14 protein-coding genes are annotated in these 16,124 nt (G+C 63.0%); 5 read left to right on the top strand and 9 right to left on the bottom strand.

What is annotated here, in order from left to right:
• Nucleotides 1-2: 2 nt before the first annotated feature.
• The 4 genes from metX to LU684_RS06790 form a co-directional block, all read right to left on the bottom strand.
• Entirely contained in the window at nt 3-1,142 is a 1,140-nt protein-coding gene (gene metX / locus LU684_RS06805) for a homoserine O-succinyltransferase MetX (protein WP_016489640.1), read from the bottom strand.
• Nucleotides 1,143-1,230: 88 nt separating this feature from the next.
• On the bottom strand, nt 1,231-1,821 hold the full coding sequence (locus LU684_RS06800; RefSeq protein WP_016489639.1) for a YggT family protein: 591 nt from the start codon (nt 1,819-1,821) through the stop codon (nt 1,231-1,233).
• Nucleotides 1,822-1,831: 10 nt separating this feature from the next.
• The gene (gene proC, locus LU684_RS06795) at nt 1,832-2,650 is read right to left on the bottom strand and encodes a pyrroline-5-carboxylate reductase (RefSeq protein ID WP_016489638.1); all 819 of its coding nucleotides are present in this window, start codon (nt 2,648-2,650) and stop codon (nt 1,832-1,834) included.
• Between the two features lie 38 nt (nt 2,651-2,688).
• A complete protein-coding gene (locus LU684_RS06790) occupies nt 2,689-3,375 on the bottom strand; it encodes a YggS family pyridoxal phosphate-dependent enzyme (protein WP_016489637.1) in 687 nt (228 codons plus the stop codon).
• Between the two features lie 65 nt (nt 3,376-3,440).
• Between LU684_RS06790 and LU684_RS06785 the strand changes: the two genes are divergently transcribed.
• Complete coding sequence (locus LU684_RS06785; RefSeq protein WP_016489636.1) at nt 3,441-4,436, top strand: type IV pilus twitching motility protein PilT; 996 nt, start codon at nt 3,441-3,443, stop codon at nt 4,434-4,436.
• Between the two features lie 53 nt (nt 4,437-4,489).
• On the opposite strand, the gene LU684_RS06780 is transcribed toward LU684_RS06785, so the two are convergent.
• Entirely contained in the window at nt 4,490-5,116 is a 627-nt protein-coding gene (locus LU684_RS06780) for a C40 family peptidase (RefSeq protein WP_016489635.1), read from the bottom strand.
• Between the two features lie 166 nt (nt 5,117-5,282).
• Between LU684_RS06780 and LU684_RS06775 the strand changes: the two genes are divergently transcribed.
• A complete protein-coding gene (locus tag LU684_RS06775) occupies nt 5,283-5,699 on the top strand; it encodes an NINE protein (protein WP_016489634.1) in 417 nt (138 codons plus the stop codon).
• Nucleotides 5,700-5,765: 66 nt separating this feature from the next.
• On the opposite strand, the gene LU684_RS06770 is transcribed toward LU684_RS06775, so the two are convergent.
• From LU684_RS06770 to LU684_RS06760, 3 genes are all read right to left on the bottom strand, one after another.
• On the bottom strand, nt 5,766-6,464 hold the full coding sequence (locus LU684_RS06770) for an SPOR domain-containing protein (RefSeq protein WP_016489633.1): 699 nt from the start codon (nt 6,462-6,464) through the stop codon (nt 5,766-5,768).
• Between the two features lies 1 nt (nt 6,465).
• On the bottom strand, nt 6,466-8,202 hold the full coding sequence (gene argS / locus LU684_RS06765) for an arginine--tRNA ligase (RefSeq protein WP_232894310.1): 1,737 nt from the start codon (nt 8,200-8,202) through the stop codon (nt 6,466-6,468).
• Nucleotides 8,203-8,322: 120 nt separating this feature from the next.
• Nucleotides 8,323-10,542: a primosomal protein N' gene (locus LU684_RS06760; RefSeq protein ID WP_232894457.1), complete on the bottom strand. Its 2,220-nt coding sequence runs from the start codon at nt 10,540-10,542 to the stop codon at nt 8,323-8,325.
• A gap of 167 nt (nt 10,543-10,709) precedes the next feature.
• On the opposite strand from LU684_RS06760, the gene rpmE reads away from it, so the two are divergent.
• The 3 genes from rpmE (at nt 10,710) to LU684_RS06745 (ending at nt 13,196) form a co-directional block, all read left to right on the top strand.
• On the top strand, nt 10,710-10,925 hold the full coding sequence (gene rpmE, locus LU684_RS06755; protein ID WP_016489630.1) for a 50S ribosomal protein L31: 216 nt from the start codon (nt 10,710-10,712) through the stop codon (nt 10,923-10,925).
• A gap of 2 nt (nt 10,926-10,927) precedes the next feature.
• Complete coding sequence (locus LU684_RS06750; protein WP_016489629.1) at nt 10,928-11,749, top strand: thermonuclease family protein; 822 nt, start codon at nt 10,928-10,930, stop codon at nt 11,747-11,749.
• Nucleotides 11,750-11,927: 178 nt separating this feature from the next.
• Entirely contained in the window at nt 11,928-13,196 is a 1,269-nt protein-coding gene (locus LU684_RS06745; protein WP_024717569.1) for a malic enzyme-like NAD(P)-binding protein, read from the top strand.
• Between the two features lie 409 nt (nt 13,197-13,605).
• On the opposite strand, the gene LU684_RS06740 is transcribed toward LU684_RS06745, so the two are convergent.
• Nucleotides 13,606-16,056 carry a penicillin-binding protein 1A gene (locus LU684_RS06740; protein WP_371918298.1) on the bottom strand — a complete coding sequence of 817 codons (2,451 nt, stop codon included), beginning with the start codon at nt 16,054-16,056 and terminating at the stop codon, nt 13,606-13,608.
• Nucleotides 16,057-16,124: the final 68 nt, after the last annotated feature.

Raw genomic sequence — 16,124 nt, 5'->3', positions numbered from 1 at the left:
CCTCAGATGACAATGCGGTTCATGTAGTTCGAGAAGCCCTGCATATAGCGAGGTGTAGGGATCAGGAAGGCATCGTGCCCGTAAGGCGAGTCGATCTCCAGGTAGCAGACGTTCTTGCGTGCAGCCATCAGGGCGTCGACGATCTCGCGCGAACGGGCCGGCGAGAAGCGCCAGTCGGTGGTGAACGACATGATGCAGTAATCCGCTTTGACGTGGGCCAGGGTAGCGGCCAGGTCGCCGCCTTGGGCTGCGGCCGGGTCGAAATAGTCCAGCGCCTTGGTCATCAGCAGGTAGGTGTTGGCGTCGAAACGGCCGGAAAACTCCTCGCCCTGGTAGCGCAGGTAGCTTTCGACCTGGAACTCGACGCTGTGGAAGTCGTAGTTGAGCTTGTCGCTCTTCAGCTCGCGACCGAATTTTTCGCCCATCGAGTCGTCGGACAGGTAGGTAATATGGCCGACCATGCGTGCCAGCATCAGGCCGCGTTTGGGAATCACGCCCTGGTCCTGGAACGAACCGCCGTGGAATTCGGGGTCGGTGAGGATTGCCTGGCGAGCCACTTCGTTGAAGGCGATGTTCTGCGCCGACAGCTTGGGGGCCGAGGCGATGTCGACGCAATGGCGCACACGCTCCGGGTAGCTGATGGTCCATTGCAGTGCCTGCATGCCGCCCAGGCTGCCGCCGACCACAGCGGCCCATTGCTGGATGCCCAGGCGCTCGCCCAGGCGCACCTGGCTGTGCACCCAGTCCTCTACGGTCAGTACCGGGAAGTCGGCGCCATAAGGCTTGCCGGTGGCCGGGTTGACGCTGCTGGGGCCGGTGCTGCCGTTGCAGCCGCCAAGGTTGTTCAGGCTGACGACGAAGAAGCGGTTGGTGTCGATCGGTTTGCCAGGGCCAATGCAGCTGTCCCACCAGCCTGGTTTGCGGTCGGTGGCGGCATGATAGCCAGCGGCATGGTGGTGGCCGGACAGGGCATGGCAGATGAGCACGGCGTTGCTCGCGCTGGCGTTCAGGGTGCCATAGGTCTCGTAGACCAGCTCGTAACTGGCCAGGGAGCGGCCACAAGCCAGTGCCAGCGGTTCATCGAACCGGGCGGTTTGCGGTACTACCAGACCGACGGAATCTTCGGGAAAGACAGTGGACATCGACCCTGCTCACGCTTGACGGAGGCGTAAGTCTAAAGAGCGCTACCCCCAGCGGCAAGCAAAGGCTTGCCGCTGGAAGCAACCAGGGTCAGATCATGCGCCACAGTTCTTGTGGCATGCCTGCGTAGGCGGCCAGCGGGGGCATGACGAACGACTGGATTACCTGGATCGCCAGGAAGGCGAAGATCGGCGAGATGTCCATGCCGCCCAGGTTGGGCACGATGCGGCGGAACGGTGCCAGCACCGGTTCGCTGATCTGGTAGGCCAGTTCCGCTGCCGGGTTGTGACTGTTGGGGGCAACCCAGGACACGATCACCATGACAATCATCGCCACCCAGAAAATTTTCAGGAACAGCGAGGTGATGCCAATGATCGCCCACATCAGCAGGTGCAGGACGTCACCGAAGGTGCCGTAGGTGACCATCAGCACAAAGCCCATCAGCAGCGCCTGGATGACGATCGCCAGCAACAGCGACGAGGTGTCCAGCCCGCCGATGCTGGGGATGATCCGGCGGATCGGCTTGAGCAGCGGCTGCGTGGCACGCACAGCGAACTGGCACAGCGGGTTATAGAAGTTGGCTTTGACCAGTTGCAGGACAAAACGCAGCAGGACGATCACCAGGTAGAGGCTGACCAGGGTTTGCACCACGAAGATCGCGGCGCCAGACAGTGCATTCATCTAAAGCTCCTTATTTGCCCAGTTGTTCGGCCAGCTCGGCGGAGCGCGTGGCCGCAGCCTGCAGTGCCTGCTCGACGATGGCTTCGAAGCCGCTGGCCTGGAACGACTTGATGGCCGCTTCGGTGGTGCCGGCGGGCGAGGTGACGCGGCGGCGCAGCTCGGCGGCATCGACATCGCTTGCAACCGCCATGCGGGCAGCACCAAGGGCAGTCTGCAAGGTCAGCTGGGAGGCGGTTTCACGTGGCAGGCCGAGTTTTTCGCCCGCTGCCGTCATGGCCTCAATCAGCAGGAAGAAATACGCAGGGCCGCTGCCGGATACAGCGGTCACAGCGTCCAGTTGTTGTTCCTGCTCCAGCCACAGGGCAGTGCCGACGGCCGACAGCAGCTGTTCGGCCTGCTGGCGCTGCGCGTCGGACACTTCAGCGGTGGCGTACAGGCCGCTTACGCCCTGGCGCAGCAGCGCTGGGGTATTGGGCATGCAGCGCACCACCGGGCGAGCGCCCACCCAGCTTTGCAGGCTGGCACAGGTGATGCCGGCGGCGATGGAAACGATCAGCTGGCCATCCTGCAGGTGGGGTTGCAGGGCCTGGCACACGGTTTTCATGACCTGCGGCTTGACCGCCAGCACGATGACGTCAGCGCCGTCGATGGCCTGGGCGTTGTGCTCGAAGGTTTCGATGCCGTGCTCGGCCTGGATACGGGTGCGGGTCTCGACGCCCGGGTCGCTGGCGCGGATCTGCGAGGCGTCCAGGCCCTGGGCACGCAAACCACCGATCAGGCTGGCGGCCATGTTGCCGGCGCCGATAAAGGCAATACGTGTCTTGCTCATGTCAGGTCCTTGTGGGGAAGAGTGAGTAAAGCATGGAGTCAGTGTTGGCCGTAGTCGCGGGCGCCGAACAGGGCGGTACCAATGCGTACCCAGGTCGCACCCTGTGCAATAGCCGCTTCAAGGTCGTGGCTCATGCCCATGGAGAGCGTGTCCAGGCCAAGGCCCAGGCTTTCCTGCAGCTGGCGCAAGCGGGCGAACGCTGCCTCTTGGGCGGCGCGGTCGTCGGTGGGCTCGGGGATTGCCATCAGCCCACGCAAGCGCAGGTTGGGCAGCCCGGCCACTGCCTGGGCCAGGGCCGGAAGGTCAGCGGGGGCGCAGCCAGACTTGCTGTCTTCGCCGCTCACGTTCACTTGCAGGCAGAGATTCAGTGGCGCCAGGCCGGCAGGGCGCTGCTCGGACAGGCGTTGGGCAATTTTCAGGCGGTCCACGGAATGCACCCAGTCGAAATGCTCGGCGATGGCTTTGGTCTTGTTCGACTGAATGGGGCCGATGAAGTGCCAGATCAAGGGCAGGTCGCTTAGCGCCTGCTGCTTTGTCAGCGCTTCTTGTAGGTAATTTTCCCCGACATCGCGCACGCCAGCGGCGTGGATTTCGCGAATGGCGCTGGCGGGCTTGGTCTTGCTCACGGCCAGCAACTGGACGCTGGCCGGATCGCGCCCGGCAGCCTGGGCAGCGCTGGCAATACGGGCGGAAATAGCGGAAAGGTTGTCTGCTAGGGTGGACATGGACGGATGCCGACGGCTGTAGGGTCTGCGGCATTCTACCTACTTGAAGGCCTTTGGGGAGTCTCATGGATGTGACCGACCTGTTGGCCCGTGCTGTGGATGCAGGGGCTTCGGACCTGCACCTGGCGGCGGGTCAGATCCCGATGCTGCGCCTTGAGGGCGACTTGCAGCGCCTGGACATGCCGGCGTTGGTGCCGGCAGACCTGGCCGACGGCATGGCGGCCTTGCTGGCTGAACGCCAACGGCGGCAATGGGCAGAGGGCGATGAGTTGGACCTGGCGCTGCAGCTGCCCGCCCTGGGCCGTTTTCGGCTGAACCTGTTTCGCCAGTTGAACGGCCCTGCGGTTACCTTCCGGTTGATCCCGGGGCGGATCGCCACGGTCGGTGAACTCGACCTAGGGGATGTGTATCAAGCTGTTGCGCAGTGCACTGATGGCCTGGTCCTGGTAGGTGGGCCTACGGGCAGTGGCAAGTCCAGCACCCTGGCGACCTTGCTCGACCAACTGAACCGCGACCGGGCGCTGCATATCATCACCCTCGAAGACCCCGTCGAAGTTATCCACAGCAGCCAGCGCAGCCTGATCAATCAGCGTGAGATTGGCCGCCATAGCGGCGGGTTCGCCCAGGGGCTGCGCAGTGCGCTGCGCCAGGACCCTGATGTGATCATGATCGGTGAGCTACGGGACCTGGAATCCGTTCGCCTGGCCTTGCGCGCCGCCGAGACCGGGCACCTGGTGCTGGCGACCGTGCATACGCGCTCGGCGGCCAGCAGCATTGACCGATTGGTGGAGGTATTTGCTGCCGAGGAAAAACCGTTGGTGCGGGCAATGCTGGCCGAATCGTTACGCCTCGTGGTGGTGCAGACGCTGGTCCGGCGTGTGGACGGTGGGCGGGTGGCGGCGCGGGAAGTGCTGGTGGCGACGCCGGCGGTGCGCAACCTGGTTCGGGAGGGGCGAATGGCGCAGTTATGTTCGGTGATGCAGGGCGGGGCGTCTCAGGGGATGCGGACGATGGAAGGGGCGATGCGGGGGCTTAAGGAGAGCGGACTGATCAGAGGGTGATAGTGCATGCTCAGGCCTCTTCGCGGGCGTGCCCGCGAAGAGGCCGGGCGCTGTTAGCGCTTGGCCAGGTTCAGCTGCTGCTGTTCCTTCGGCAGCACCCGCTTGGCCACTACGTAGTGCTTCTGCCAGTACGGCTTGCTCAGGTTGTCGATGCTTACCCGCTTGCCACGCCGGGGTGCGTGGATGAAGCGGTCGTTGCCCAGGTAGATGGCAACATGGTTTACGCGGCGGCTCTTGATGTTGAAGAAGATCAGGTCACCAGGCTTCAGGTCACCCTTGGCTACCTTGACGCCGTGGCCCTGGGCCATGGCATTGGAGGTGCGCGGCAGGTCGACGTCAGCGACATCGTTGAAGGCGTATTTAACCAGCCCGCTGCAGTCAAAGCCTTTTTTCGGGCTGCTGCCACCCCAAACATAAGGGGTGCCGAGCACATTCACCGCACGGCTAAGCACATCGCTGCTCTGCTTCGGCGACATGGCAGCGACAGGCAAGCCGCGGTTGCTGGCGGCATTGCCTGGTCGCGTGCGCAGAGAGGTCTGTTTGACCGGCGCGTGTTTCACCGAGGCATTGGAGGTATAGCCGGTGAAACCATTAGGAAGACGTTGCTCACGATTGGTGGCGTGGGCGGCCAGGGGCAATAATAGGCAGAGGGTCAGCCATGTCTTGATCAAAGGCGGCATAGATGAAGCTCTTATGAATAGTTATGTGTTGGGCGCGCAACTTTATAACAGCTTTTTGATCAATCTTTGATCCGTTGGTCGATTGCCCAGGTGCCGTACGTCGGCCTGCAACGAGAAAGTCACATTTTTTTTTAGAAAATTTTCGGATAACCCACGAGGGCTATGCATGAACAGTTATCAACAGGGGGCGCCCTTTCACGACACCCATAGCAAGACCATCGGTTACCTGCTGTGGATTTTCGGCTTCACCGGGTCGCATCGGTTCTATTACGGCAAGCCGATTACCGGAACCCTCTGGTTCTTTACATTCGGCCTGCTGGGCATCGGTTGGCTGATCGACCTGTTTCTGATCCCGTCCATGGACCGTGAAGCCGATCTGCGGTTCCAGTCTGGTCGCATCGATTACAACATCGCCTGGGTTCTGCTGACCTTCCTTGGGGTGTTCGGCCTGCACCGGCTGTACCAGGGCAAATGGATCACCGCGATCATTTACTTCTTTACTGGCGGCTTGTTCCTGGTGGGGGTGCTGTACGACTTCTGGACATTGAACAGCCAGGTGTCCGAGCGCAACGCCTTGCGTTGAAATGCTTTGCGGGTAATGAAAAAGGCCTTGTCGCACCGAAGCGGCAAGGCCTTTTTTGTTGCTGGGTTACTGCCGGGTCTGCCGTTGTTGCAGCAGCAGGTTGGTGAACCCGGCCCCGGCCAGTTGCTTCTGCGCGCCGGTCAGTTGCTCGCGGTTGCTGAAGGGCCCGACCAGTACGCGGTACCAGGTCTCGTCCTTGACCGTACCCGACTCCACCTTCACCGACTGGCCCAGCAGGATGATCTGCGCGCGGACCTTGTCGGCATCGGCCTGCTTGCGGAACGAGCCGGCCTGCAGGAAATACTGGGTGGTCGCTGCCGGCTTGATCACCGGCGGGGGCGGTGGCGGGGTCTGGCCCAGCAATGCCGCCTGCGCGCGCGCGGTGTCGATCTTCGCAGCTTCTGCCGGCGTTACCGGGGTCACCGGCTGGGCGGGTACCGGTGGTGTCTTCTCGGGCACGGCCTCCGGTGGCACGATCACCTCGGACTCTGGCAGCAGCGTGTAGAAGTCATACTTCGGCTTCACGGGCTGCTGTGGGGTGGCCTGCGCAGGCTTGCTGGCTTCGGCCGCTTTCTCCACCTTCTGTTGCTCGGGCTTGGCGCGCTTGATGTCTTCGCCGCCTGGCTCGAGCTTCATCAGGAACACGATAAACGCGCCGACGGTGAGGCCGACGGCCATCCATACCCAACCAGGGATCGGCTGTTTGGCCGGCGCCGTCTGGCGGCTGGCGCCGCGTTTGGGGGCGGGTTTTTTCTTGGCAGCCAACTTACATGCGCTCCAGGGTTTCCAGGCCGAGCAGTTCCAGACCTTGTTTGAGGGTGCGGCCGGTCAGGGCGGCCAGACGCAGGCGGCTCTGCTGTTGTTCCGGGGTTTCGGCGGCCAGGATCGGGCAGTTCTCGTAGAAGCTGGAGAACAGGCCGGCCAGGTCGTACAGGTAGCTGCACAGCACATGCGGCGTGCCTTTTTCGGCGACGCTGTTGAGGGTTTCGCCAAACTGGGCCAGGCGCGCAGCCAGGTCCTGCTCGTGGGGGGCCTGCAGCACGATCTTGCCGTCGACTTCGTCAAAGCCCTTGCCCAGCTTGCGGAACACGCCGGCTACGCGGGTGTAGGCGTACAGCAGGTATGGAGCGGTGTTGCCTTCGAAGTTGAGCATCAGCTCGAAGTTGAAGCTGTAGTCGCTGGTGCGGTGCTTGGACAGGTCGGCGTACTTCACTGCGCCAATGCCCACCACTTCGCCGATGTGGCGCAGATCTTCGTCGGCCAGGCTCGGGTTCTTTTCCTTGACCAGCGCGTAGGCACGCTCCTTGGCCTCGGTGAGCAGGTCGACCAGCTTCACGGTGCCGCCGTCGCGGGTCTTGAACGGGCGGCCGTCGGCGCCGTTCATGGTGCCGAAGCCCATGTGCTCCATCTGCATCGGGTGGCCGACAAAGCCTGCGCGGCGGGCGACTTCGAACACCTGGTTAAAATGCAGGGCCTGACGCTGGTCGACAAAGTACAGGGCGCGGTCAGCGTGGAGTACGTTGCTGCGGTAGCGCACGGCGGCCAGGTCGGTGGTGGCGTACAGGTAGCCGCCGTCGGCTTTCTGCACGATCACCGGCAGTGGTTCGCCTTCGCTGTTCTTGAATTCCTCGAGGAACACGCATTGGGCGCCTTGGTCCTCGACCAACAGGCCCTTGGCCTTGAGCTCGGCCACCACGTTGGCCAGGTCGTCGTTGTACGCGCTTTCGCCCATCACGTCGGCCATGGTCAGCTTGACGTTGAGCAGCTCGTAGGTCTTCTGGCAGTGCGACAGCGAAATGTCCTTGAAGCGTGTCCACAGGGCCAGGCACTCGGGGTCGCCGGCCTGCAGCTTGACCACCAGGCCACGGGCGCGATTGGCGAACTCTTCCGATTCGTCGAAGCGTTTCTTCGCCGCCCGGTAGAAGTTTTCCAGGTCTGACAGCTCGTCACTGGTGATCGGGTTTTCCTGCAGGTAGGCCATCAGCATGCCGAACTGGGTACCCCAGTCGCCGACGTGGTTCTGGCGAATGACGTTGTCACCCAAAAATTCCAGCACGCGTGCGACGCTGTCACCGATGATGGTCGAGCGCAGGTGGCCGACGTGCATCTCTTTGGCCAGGTTTGGCGCCGACATGTCGATGACGACCTTTTCGCTCGGGCCGGCCTTGCGCACGCCCAGGTGGTCATCGGCCAGGGCAGCATCCAGGCGGTTGGCCAAGGCGTCGGTGTTCTGGAAGAAGTTGAGGAAGCCGGGGCCAGCGATTTCCACCTTGCTGATGTCGGCGCTGGCCGGCAGGGCGGCGATCAGTTTTTCGGCCAGGTCGCGTGGCTTCATGCCTGCCTGCTTGGCCAGCATCATGGCGATGTTGCTGGCGAAGTCGCCGTGGGTCTTGTCCCGGGCGTTTTCCACCTGGATCGCCGGCGACAGCCCTTCAGGCAGCACACCGTCGGTGACGAGTTGGGTGAGGGCTTGCTGGATCAGCTGGCGAATGGTGTCTTTCATGGGGATCTCTTTTCGACCGCAAGCGCGGTGAGCGCCTGGATGCGCAGGTGGAAAAACTGGGCATTATCCGTTGCCGGGAGCGGGTTGCCAACCTTTGGGGCTGCAAAGCAGCGCCAGACGTCAATACAGGTCGACCGGGTCGACGTCCAGCGACCAACGTACCTGGCGCCCGCTGGGCATCTGCTCCAACACTAGCAACCAGGCGCTGATGAGTCGATGCAAAGGCGCCCGGGTATTGGCCTGTATCAACAGTTGCGCGCGGAAGCGCCCGGCGCGGCGCTCCATGGGCGCCGGCACCGGGCCCAGCAGTTCGATGCCCGGCAGGTGTTGCTCGGCGACCAGGCGCTCGGCGGCGGCGCAGGCTTCGTCGAGAAAGCCTTCGGCCTGCCCCGGCTTGTGCGCTTCGGCGCGTAGCAGGGCCAGGTGGGAGTAGGGCGGCAGCCCGGCGGCGCGGCGTTCGTCCAGGGCCTGTTCGGCAAAGGCGAAGTAGCCCTGCTCGGTAAGCTGCACCAACAGCGGGTGGTCGGCCAGGTGGGTCTGGATGATGACCTTGCCTGGCTCTTCGGCCCGCCCGGCCCTGCCGGCCACCTGCACCATCAGCTGCGCCATGCGCTCACTGGCGCGAAAATCACCCGAGAACAGCCCGCCATCGGCATCGAGGATGGCCACCAGGGTCACCCGGGGGAAATGGTGACCCTTGGCAAGCATCTGCGTACCGACAAGGATGCTCGGCTGGCCCCGCTGAATAGTCGTGAACAGGTTGTGCATGGCGTCTTTGCGCGCTGTGCTGTCGCGGTCCACCCGCAGGATCGGGTAGTCCGGAAACAGCACTTTCAGGCGCTCTTCGGCCCGCTCGGTGCCTGCGCCGACCGGGCGCAGGTCCACGTGGTTGCACTGCGGGCACTGGTGCGGCAGGCGTTCGTCATAGCCGCAGTGGTGGCAGCGCAGCTCGCCAGAACGCTGGTGCACGGTCATGCGTGCATCACAGCGCGGGCACTCGGACAGCCAGCCACAATCGTGGCACAGCAAGGTAGGGGCGAAGCCGCGGCGGTTGAGGAACACCAGCACTTGTTGGCCTGCTTCCAGGGTCTGGCGGATGGCTTGTTGCAACGGGCCGCTGATGCCGCTGTCCAGTGGCAGGCTCTTTACATCCAGGCGCAACATGCGCGGCGGGCGGGCTCCGCCAGCGCGCTGGTTCATGCGCAGCAGGCGGTAACGGCCGGTGAGGGCGTTGTGTAGGGTTTCCAGCGACGGCGTGGCAGAGCCGAGCAGGATCGGGATGTTTTCCTGGTGGGCGCGCACCAGTGCCAGGTCGCGGGCGTGGTAGCGCAGCCCCTCCTGCTGTTTATAGGAGCCGTCGTGCTCCTCGTCGATGATGATCAGGCCGGGGTTTTTCATCGGTGTGAACAATGCCGAGCGGGTGCCGATGATGATGTCGGCTTCGCCGTCCCGGGCAGCCAGCCAGGCGTCCAGGCGCTCGCGGTCGTTCACTGCCGAATGCAGCAGGGCGATGCGGGCGTTGAAGCGTTGCTCGAAGCGCGCCAGGGTCTGTGGGCCGAGGTTGATCTCCGGAATCAGCACCAGCGCCTGTTTGCCGGCTTCCAGGGTTTCACGAATCAGTTGCAGGTAGACCTCGGTCTTGCCGCTACCGGTAACGCCCGCCAGCAGGAACGCGCCAAAGCCCCCAAAGCCTTCGCGCACAGCATCAAAGGCGTCGCGTTGCTCCTCGTTGAGCGGCAATTCCGGCTGCGCCAGCCAGTGTTCGTGGCGTAGCCCCGGCAGGTGCCGGCGTACTTCAATTTGTACCAGTTCCTTGGCCAACAGCAGGTCGAGGCTGTCCTTGTTCAGGTTGAGCTTGGCCAGCAGGCTGTGGGCCACGCCGTGTGGGTGCTGGGCCAGGGTCTTGAGCGCGTCGCGCTGGCGCGGCGCGCGGGCGATGCGCGGGTCTTCCAGGCGGGCGCCGGGGGCGACGTGCCAGAAGCGCTCCTGGCGCATCTCGGCGGGCTCGCCCTGGCGCAATAATGTCGGCAGGGCCCAGCTCAGGGTGTCGCCCAGGCTGTGCTGGTAGTACTGGGCGGTCCACAGGCACAGCTTGAACAGCGATGGCGGGATCGGTGATACCGGATCGAGCAGGGCGCTGGCCGGCTTGAGCTTGTCGGCGGGCACCTCGCTTTGCGCGCATACCTCCACCAGCACTCCGATCATTTCGCGGCGGCCGAATGGCACACGAATGCGCATGCCCGGGGTCAAGGCCTGGCGCGCCATGCTCGCGGGTGCCTTGTAGTCGAACAGGCGACGCAGCGGGGAGGGCAGGGCAAGGCGCAGGATGACGTCGGGCACGCGGAAGGTCTCGGAGGGCGTATCAAAGACTGGCGAGCCTAGCAGACGACGGCCGGTGCAAGCGACAACTTGCACTGACGCAGCGCTCTGGTATTATTTGCCGCCTAATTACGTGCGGTATTCAACAATTGGTGTTGGATGGCGGCACGCAGCTCGAGGAAGCGACCATGAAAGAAGGTATCCACCCGAACTATGAAGTAGTTGCAGTCACCTGCAGCTGCGGCAACAAGTTCGAAAGCCGTTCGACCCTGGGCAACACCCTGTCGATCGACGTTTGCAACCTGTGCCACCCGTTCTACACCGGTAAGCAGAAAGTCCTGGACACCGGTGGTCGCGTACAGAAGTTCGCCGATCGCTTCGGCATGTTCGGTGCCAAGAAGTAATCATGCGCATGGCGAACCCCTCGGGTTTCGCATTGCTGCACAAAAAAGCGTCCCTTGTGGGCGCTTTTTTTATGGGCGTCATCTGGCATTTCCCGGCCCTGGCGTTCTGCCCGCTGCCGCAGCAGGCGCAGCAAGTGGTTGTGCGCCAGGTAGTGGATGGCGATACCTTGCGCCTGGTTGATGGCCGCAGCGTGCGGCTGATCGGCATCAATGCTCCGGAAATTGGCCGCAAAGGGCGCACCAGCGAGCCCTATGCCGAGGCTGCCAGGCGGCGCCTCCAAGCATTGGTCAACGCCAGTGACGGGCGCATCGGGCTGGTACCGGGCGTTGAGGAAAAAGACAAGTATGGCCGCACACTGGCGCATATCTACGGCATCAGTGGGGACAATATTGAAGCACGGTTGCTCAGCGAGGGTTTGGGCTACCGGGTGGCAGTTGCCCCCAATGTAAGCCTCAGCGGCTGCCAGCAGGTTGCCGAGCAAGCAGCGCGCAAGGCCGGCAATGGTGTGTGGCGGCGCTCGCCTGTGGTGGCTGCAGCCGATGTCAGGCAGTCGGGTTTCGCGGTGGTCAGTGGCCGCATCAGGGGTGTCGAGCGCAACCGTGGCGGGGTCTGGTTGACCCTGGACGAGGCTGTTGTGCTACAGGTTCCCACTCGTCTGCAACGCAACTTCCCCGCCAGCTTCTTCGATAATCTCAAGGGACGCCAGGTCGAAGCGCGTGGCTGGGTGCTGGATCGTTCCCGCAAGGGCGGCCTCAAGCCTGGGCAGCGACGCTGGGTATTGCCATTGACCGATCCGAGCATGTTGGAGCGTTTTTCAGGCTAAAAGATGTAGACATTTCGCTATTGGATTGTACACACTGTGAGCCGTATGCCCCCGTGGGTTATAGCGTAAAGTCGTAGGCTAAAGGCCTTGACACAAGTGACCGACCAGTCTTGTGACTCCCCGGCTCTTTGCGTATCCTCGGCGGTCCGTCAGAACAGTAAATAGCGGAATGCCCACCATGTCAGACCTGAAAACCGCCGCTCTCGAATATCACGCTCACCCTCGTCCGGGGAAACTGAGCGTCGAACTCTCCAAGCCCACTGCCACCGCCCGTGATCTCGCCCTGGCCTACAGCCCAGGTGTTGCTGAGCCCGTGCGTGAAATTGGCCGTGATCCAGAGCTGGCTTACAAATACACCGGTAAAGGTAACCTGGTTGCGGTGATTTCCGATGGCACCGCCATCCTCGGTCTGGGTGACCTCGGCCCACTGGCTTCCAAGCCGGTCATGGAAGGCAAGGGTGTTCTGTTCAAGCGTTTCGCGGGTATTGACGTGTTCGACATCGAAGTCGAATCGGAAAGCCCACAAGCGTTCATCGACACTGTCCGCCGCATCTCGATCACCTTCGGTGGCATCAACCTTGAAGACATCAAGGCGCCAGAGTGCTTCGAGATCGAGCGCACCCTGATTGAACAGTGCGACATCCCGGTGTTCCACGATGACCAGCACGGTACCGCCATCGTTACCGCGGCCGGCATGATCAACGCCCTGGAAATCGCCGGCAAAAAGCTCGAAGACGCCAAGATCGTCTGCCTGGGTGCCGGTGCTGCCGCCATCTCCTGCATGAAGCTGCTGGTGAGCATGGGTGGCAAGGTCGAAAACATCTTCATGATCGACCGCAGCGGTGTCATCCACGCTGGCCGTGACGACCTGAACCAGTACAAGGCACAGTTCGCTCACGCAACCGACAAGCGCACCCTGGCTGACGCACTCGACGGTGCGGACGTGTTCGTAGGCCTGTCCGGCCCGAACCTGCTCAGCCCGGAAGGCCTGAAGTCGATGGCTGCCAACCCGATCGTGTTCGCCTGCTCGAACCCGGACCCGGAAATTTCGCCAGAGCTGGCGCACGCCACTCGCAGCGACGTGATCATGGCTACCGGTCGTTCCGACTACCCGAACCAGGTCAACAACGTACTGGGCTTCCCGTTCATCTTCCGTGGTGCTCTGGACGTTCGTGCCAAGCGTATCAACGAAGAAATGAAGATCGCCGCCGCCATCGCCCTGAAAGACCTGGCCAAGCTGCCAGTGCCGAAGGAAGTGTGCGAAGCCTACGGTGTCGAAGGCCTGGAGTTCGGTCGTGAGTACATCATTCCGAAGCCGCTGGACGCACGCCTGATCACTGTCGTTTCCGACGCTGTGGCCAAGGCCGCTATCGAATCCGGTGTGGCTACCCTGCCGTATCCGAAGCACTACCCGCTCACCAGCGTGGATGACGTGTTCAAGGGCTGATTACCCCACCCCTGTCGCGACACAAAAAGCCCCGGCTCGCATGAGCCGGGGCTTTTTGTTGGGGCGTTGGAATGCGTCAGGGCTGCCAGGTGTTCGTCAGGGTACTTGTGGCGCCTATGAGACCGAGCGCCGCCCGCGCGGCGCATCGCGACGCAAGGCCGCTCCCACATTTGTTGCAACGTGGCCATGTCTGTGAGGCCATGGTTGTCAGCCTTGCTGGCATGACTGGATTTGGAGGTGGGCATTGATGCCGCCCTGCCTGTCTCAAAGCATGCACCCAGGCGGGCAACCATGGCTTGGCAGGTTCGGCACGTTGCAACAGATGTGGGAGCGGCCTTGCGTCGCGATGCGCCGCGCGGGCGGCGCTCGATTCACGCGCCCACGCAAAACCTGAGTCAGGCGCCCTGCCTTAGAACAGGTCCATCGGCGCCGCTTCATCGGCCGGCAGCGGGCTGCCCGGTGCTGCGCCATTGCCCAGTTCGTCCACCGAGGGTGGCGAATCTTCGGCCTTGAACAGCTCGAAGAAGGCATTCGGCGTGCTCGGGGAGGCAGCACGGCCGCTGACCGGGTCGACGCGCAAGCTGAGGATGCCTTCAGGTTCTGCTGGCGCATGCGCCGGCTTGTCCTTGAGTGCCGCGCCCATGAAGCTCATCCAGATCGGCAGCGCCGCCGTGCCACCGTACTCGCGGCGGCCGAGGGTTTCCGGCTGATCGAAACCGACCCATACCGTGGTCACATAATCGGCGTTGTAGCCGGAGAACCAGGCATCTTTGGACTCGTTGGTAGTGCCCGTCTTGCCTGCCAGGTCGGTGCGGCCCAGGGCCAGCGCCCGGCGCCCGGTACCGCGTTTGATCACGTCTTGCAGCATGCTGGTGAGGATATAGGTGGTGCGCCCGTCGATGATCTGTTCGGCCACAGCCGGCGCTTGCGGTGCAGCGGCCACCTGGTTGAAGGCAGAAGGTGCCTCACCTGGCATGGCCGCGGTGCTGATCGGCTGCTCGGGAGCCGCCAGGCCAGCCTGATCCTGGGCCCCTTGGGGGACGCGGGCCGGGTTGGCGGTGAACAGTGTTTCGCCGCTGCGGCTTTCGATGCGCTCGATCAGGTATGGGCTGATCTTGTAGCCGCCGTTGGCGAAGGTGCTCCAGCCTGTGGCGATTTCCATAGGGGTCAGGGTGGCGGTGCCCAAGGCCAGCGACAGGTTGCGCGGCAGGTCCTGCTTGTTGAAACCGAACTTGGCGATGTAGTCGATGGTGCGGTCTACACCCATGGCCTGCAGCAGGCGAATCGACACCAGGTTGCGCGACTTGTAAAGGGCTTCGCGCATGCGGATCGGGCCGAGGAAGGTGTTGGTGTCGTTCTTCGGTCGCCATACTTTGTCCACGGATTCGTCGACGAACACGATCGGCGCATCGTTGACCAGAGTGGATGCGGTGTAGCCGCTGTCCAGTGCGGCGCTGTAGATGAACGGCTTGAAGCTCGAACCCGGCTGACGCTTGGCCTGCATGGCGCGGTTGTAGTTGCTCTGCTCGAACGAGAAGCCGCCAACCAGTGCACGAATGGCACCGTTGTAAGGGTCGAGGGTGACCAGCGCACTTTGCGCGCCAGGCACCTGGCTGAACTTGAGCTTGCCGTCTTCCAGGCGCTGCAGGCGTACCAGGTCACCGACCTGTGCCACGTCGGCCGGCGATTGTGGTGCGCGGCCCTGGGCGTTGCTGTTGATGAACGGGCGCGCCCACTTCATGGTGTCCCAGGCCACTTCGGCTTGCTGGCCGTCCCGGGTGAGTACCTGGAGGCCGGTTTTATCGACATGAGTAACGATGGCCGGTTCCAGGCCACCCAAGGTGCGCTGCTTGCCCAGTTCCTGTAGCCAGGCTGCCTGGGTACGCCCCGGAAAGCGTGCTTCGGGGCCGCGGTAGCCGTGGCGCTCATCGTAGTCGGACAGGCCTTTGAGGATGGCCTTGTTGGCCATTTCCTGCATGTCGCTGGGCACCGTGGTGGTAACGCGGAAACCTTCGGTGTAGGCCTCGCTGCCGTAGCGCCCGACCATTTCGGCGCGGGCCATTTCGGCGATGTAAGGCGCATTCACCTCAGGCGTCGGCACGTGGTAGCTGGCATTGAGCGGCTCAGCCAGGGCCGCCTGGTAGCTGGCCTGGTCGATCTTGCCCAGCTTGTACATGCGGCCGAGGATCCAGTCGCGGCGCTCCTTGGCGCGCACCGGGTTGGCCAGCGGGTTGAAGCGTGACGGTGCCTTGGGCAGGCCGGCGATCATCGCCATCTGCGCCAGGCTCACGTCGCGGATCGATTTGCCGTAGTACACCTGCGCGGCGGCGTCGATGCCGTAGGCGCGGTTGCCCAGGTAGATCTTGTTCACGTAAAGCTCAAGGATTTCGTCCTTGGTCAGCTCACGTTCGATCTGCAGTGCCAGCAGGATTTCGTTGGTCTTGCGCGAGAAGCTGCGTTCGCTGGTGAGGAAGAAGTTTTTCGCCACCTGCATAGTGATGGTGCTGCCGCCGGTCTGGATATGCCCGGTTTTCACCAGCTGGGTCGCCGCGCGCATCAGGCTGCTGGGGTCGACACCATAGTGATTGAGGAAATTGTCGTCCTCGGCTGACAGAAGCGCCTGAATGAACTGTGGCGGAATTTCTGCGAAGCGGATCGGCGAACGACGCATTTCGCCGAACTCGGCAATCAGCTTGCCGTCGCTGCTGTACACCCTGAGGGGGATCTGCAACTGGATGCTTCTGAGGGACTCGACCGAGGGCAGGCTGGGGCTAAGATACAGAAACGCACCGCTCACACCGAGTACGAGCGCGCAAATGACGGCGACGGAAGACCACCAGAAGAACTTCAGCAGGCGTATCAAGGCTTTTCGGTGTCCAGGTTGGGAGTGAGTTGCACGCAGGTCCGGCGGACCAGAAGTCGGGTGGG

The sequence above is a fragment of the Pseudomonas sp. NMI542_15 genome, from assembly GCF_021283425.1.
Lineage (GTDB): Bacteria > Pseudomonadota > Gammaproteobacteria > Pseudomonadales > Pseudomonadaceae > Aquipseudomonas > Aquipseudomonas fortuita.
The sequence above is the reverse complement of the archived record's forward strand: the minus strand, read 5'-3'. Positions and strand labels throughout refer to the sequence as shown.

Bases quoted from the DNA above. Each gene is read 5' to 3' on its own strand.
- metX (WP_016489640.1), bottom strand. From the start codon at position 1,142: ATGTCCACTGTCTTTCCCGAAGATTCCGTCGGTCTGGTAGTACCGCAA.
- LU684_RS06800 (WP_016489639.1), bottom strand. From the start codon at position 1,821: ATGAATGCACTGTCTGGCGCCGCGATCTTCGTGGTGCAAACCCTGGTC.
- LU684_RS06745 (WP_024717569.1), top strand. From the start codon at position 11,928: ATGTCAGACCTGAAAACCGCCGCTCTCGAATATCACGCTCACCCTCGT.
- LU684_RS06785 (WP_016489636.1), top strand. From the start codon at position 3,441: ATGGATGTGACCGACCTGTTGGCCCGTGCTGTGGATGCAGGGGCTTCG.
- LU684_RS06780 (WP_016489635.1), bottom strand. From the start codon at position 5,116: ATGCCGCCTTTGATCAAGACATGGCTGACCCTCTGCCTATTATTGCCC.
- rpmE (WP_016489630.1), top strand. From the start codon at position 10,710: ATGAAAGAAGGTATCCACCCGAACTATGAAGTAGTTGCAGTCACCTGC.
- LU684_RS06775 (WP_016489634.1), top strand. From the start codon at position 5,283: ATGAACAGTTATCAACAGGGGGCGCCCTTTCACGACACCCATAGCAAG.
- proC (WP_016489638.1), bottom strand. From the start codon at position 2,650: ATGAGCAAGACACGTATTGCCTTTATCGGCGCCGGCAACATGGCCGCC.
- LU684_RS06750 (WP_016489629.1), top strand. From the start codon at position 10,928: ATGCGCATGGCGAACCCCTCGGGTTTCGCATTGCTGCACAAAAAAGCG.
- argS (WP_232894310.1), bottom strand. From the start codon at position 8,202: ATGAAAGACACCATTCGCCAGCTGATCCAGCAAGCCCTCACCCAACTC.
- LU684_RS06790 (WP_016489637.1), bottom strand. From the start codon at position 3,375: ATGTCCACCCTAGCAGACAACCTTTCCGCTATTTCCGCCCGTATTGCC.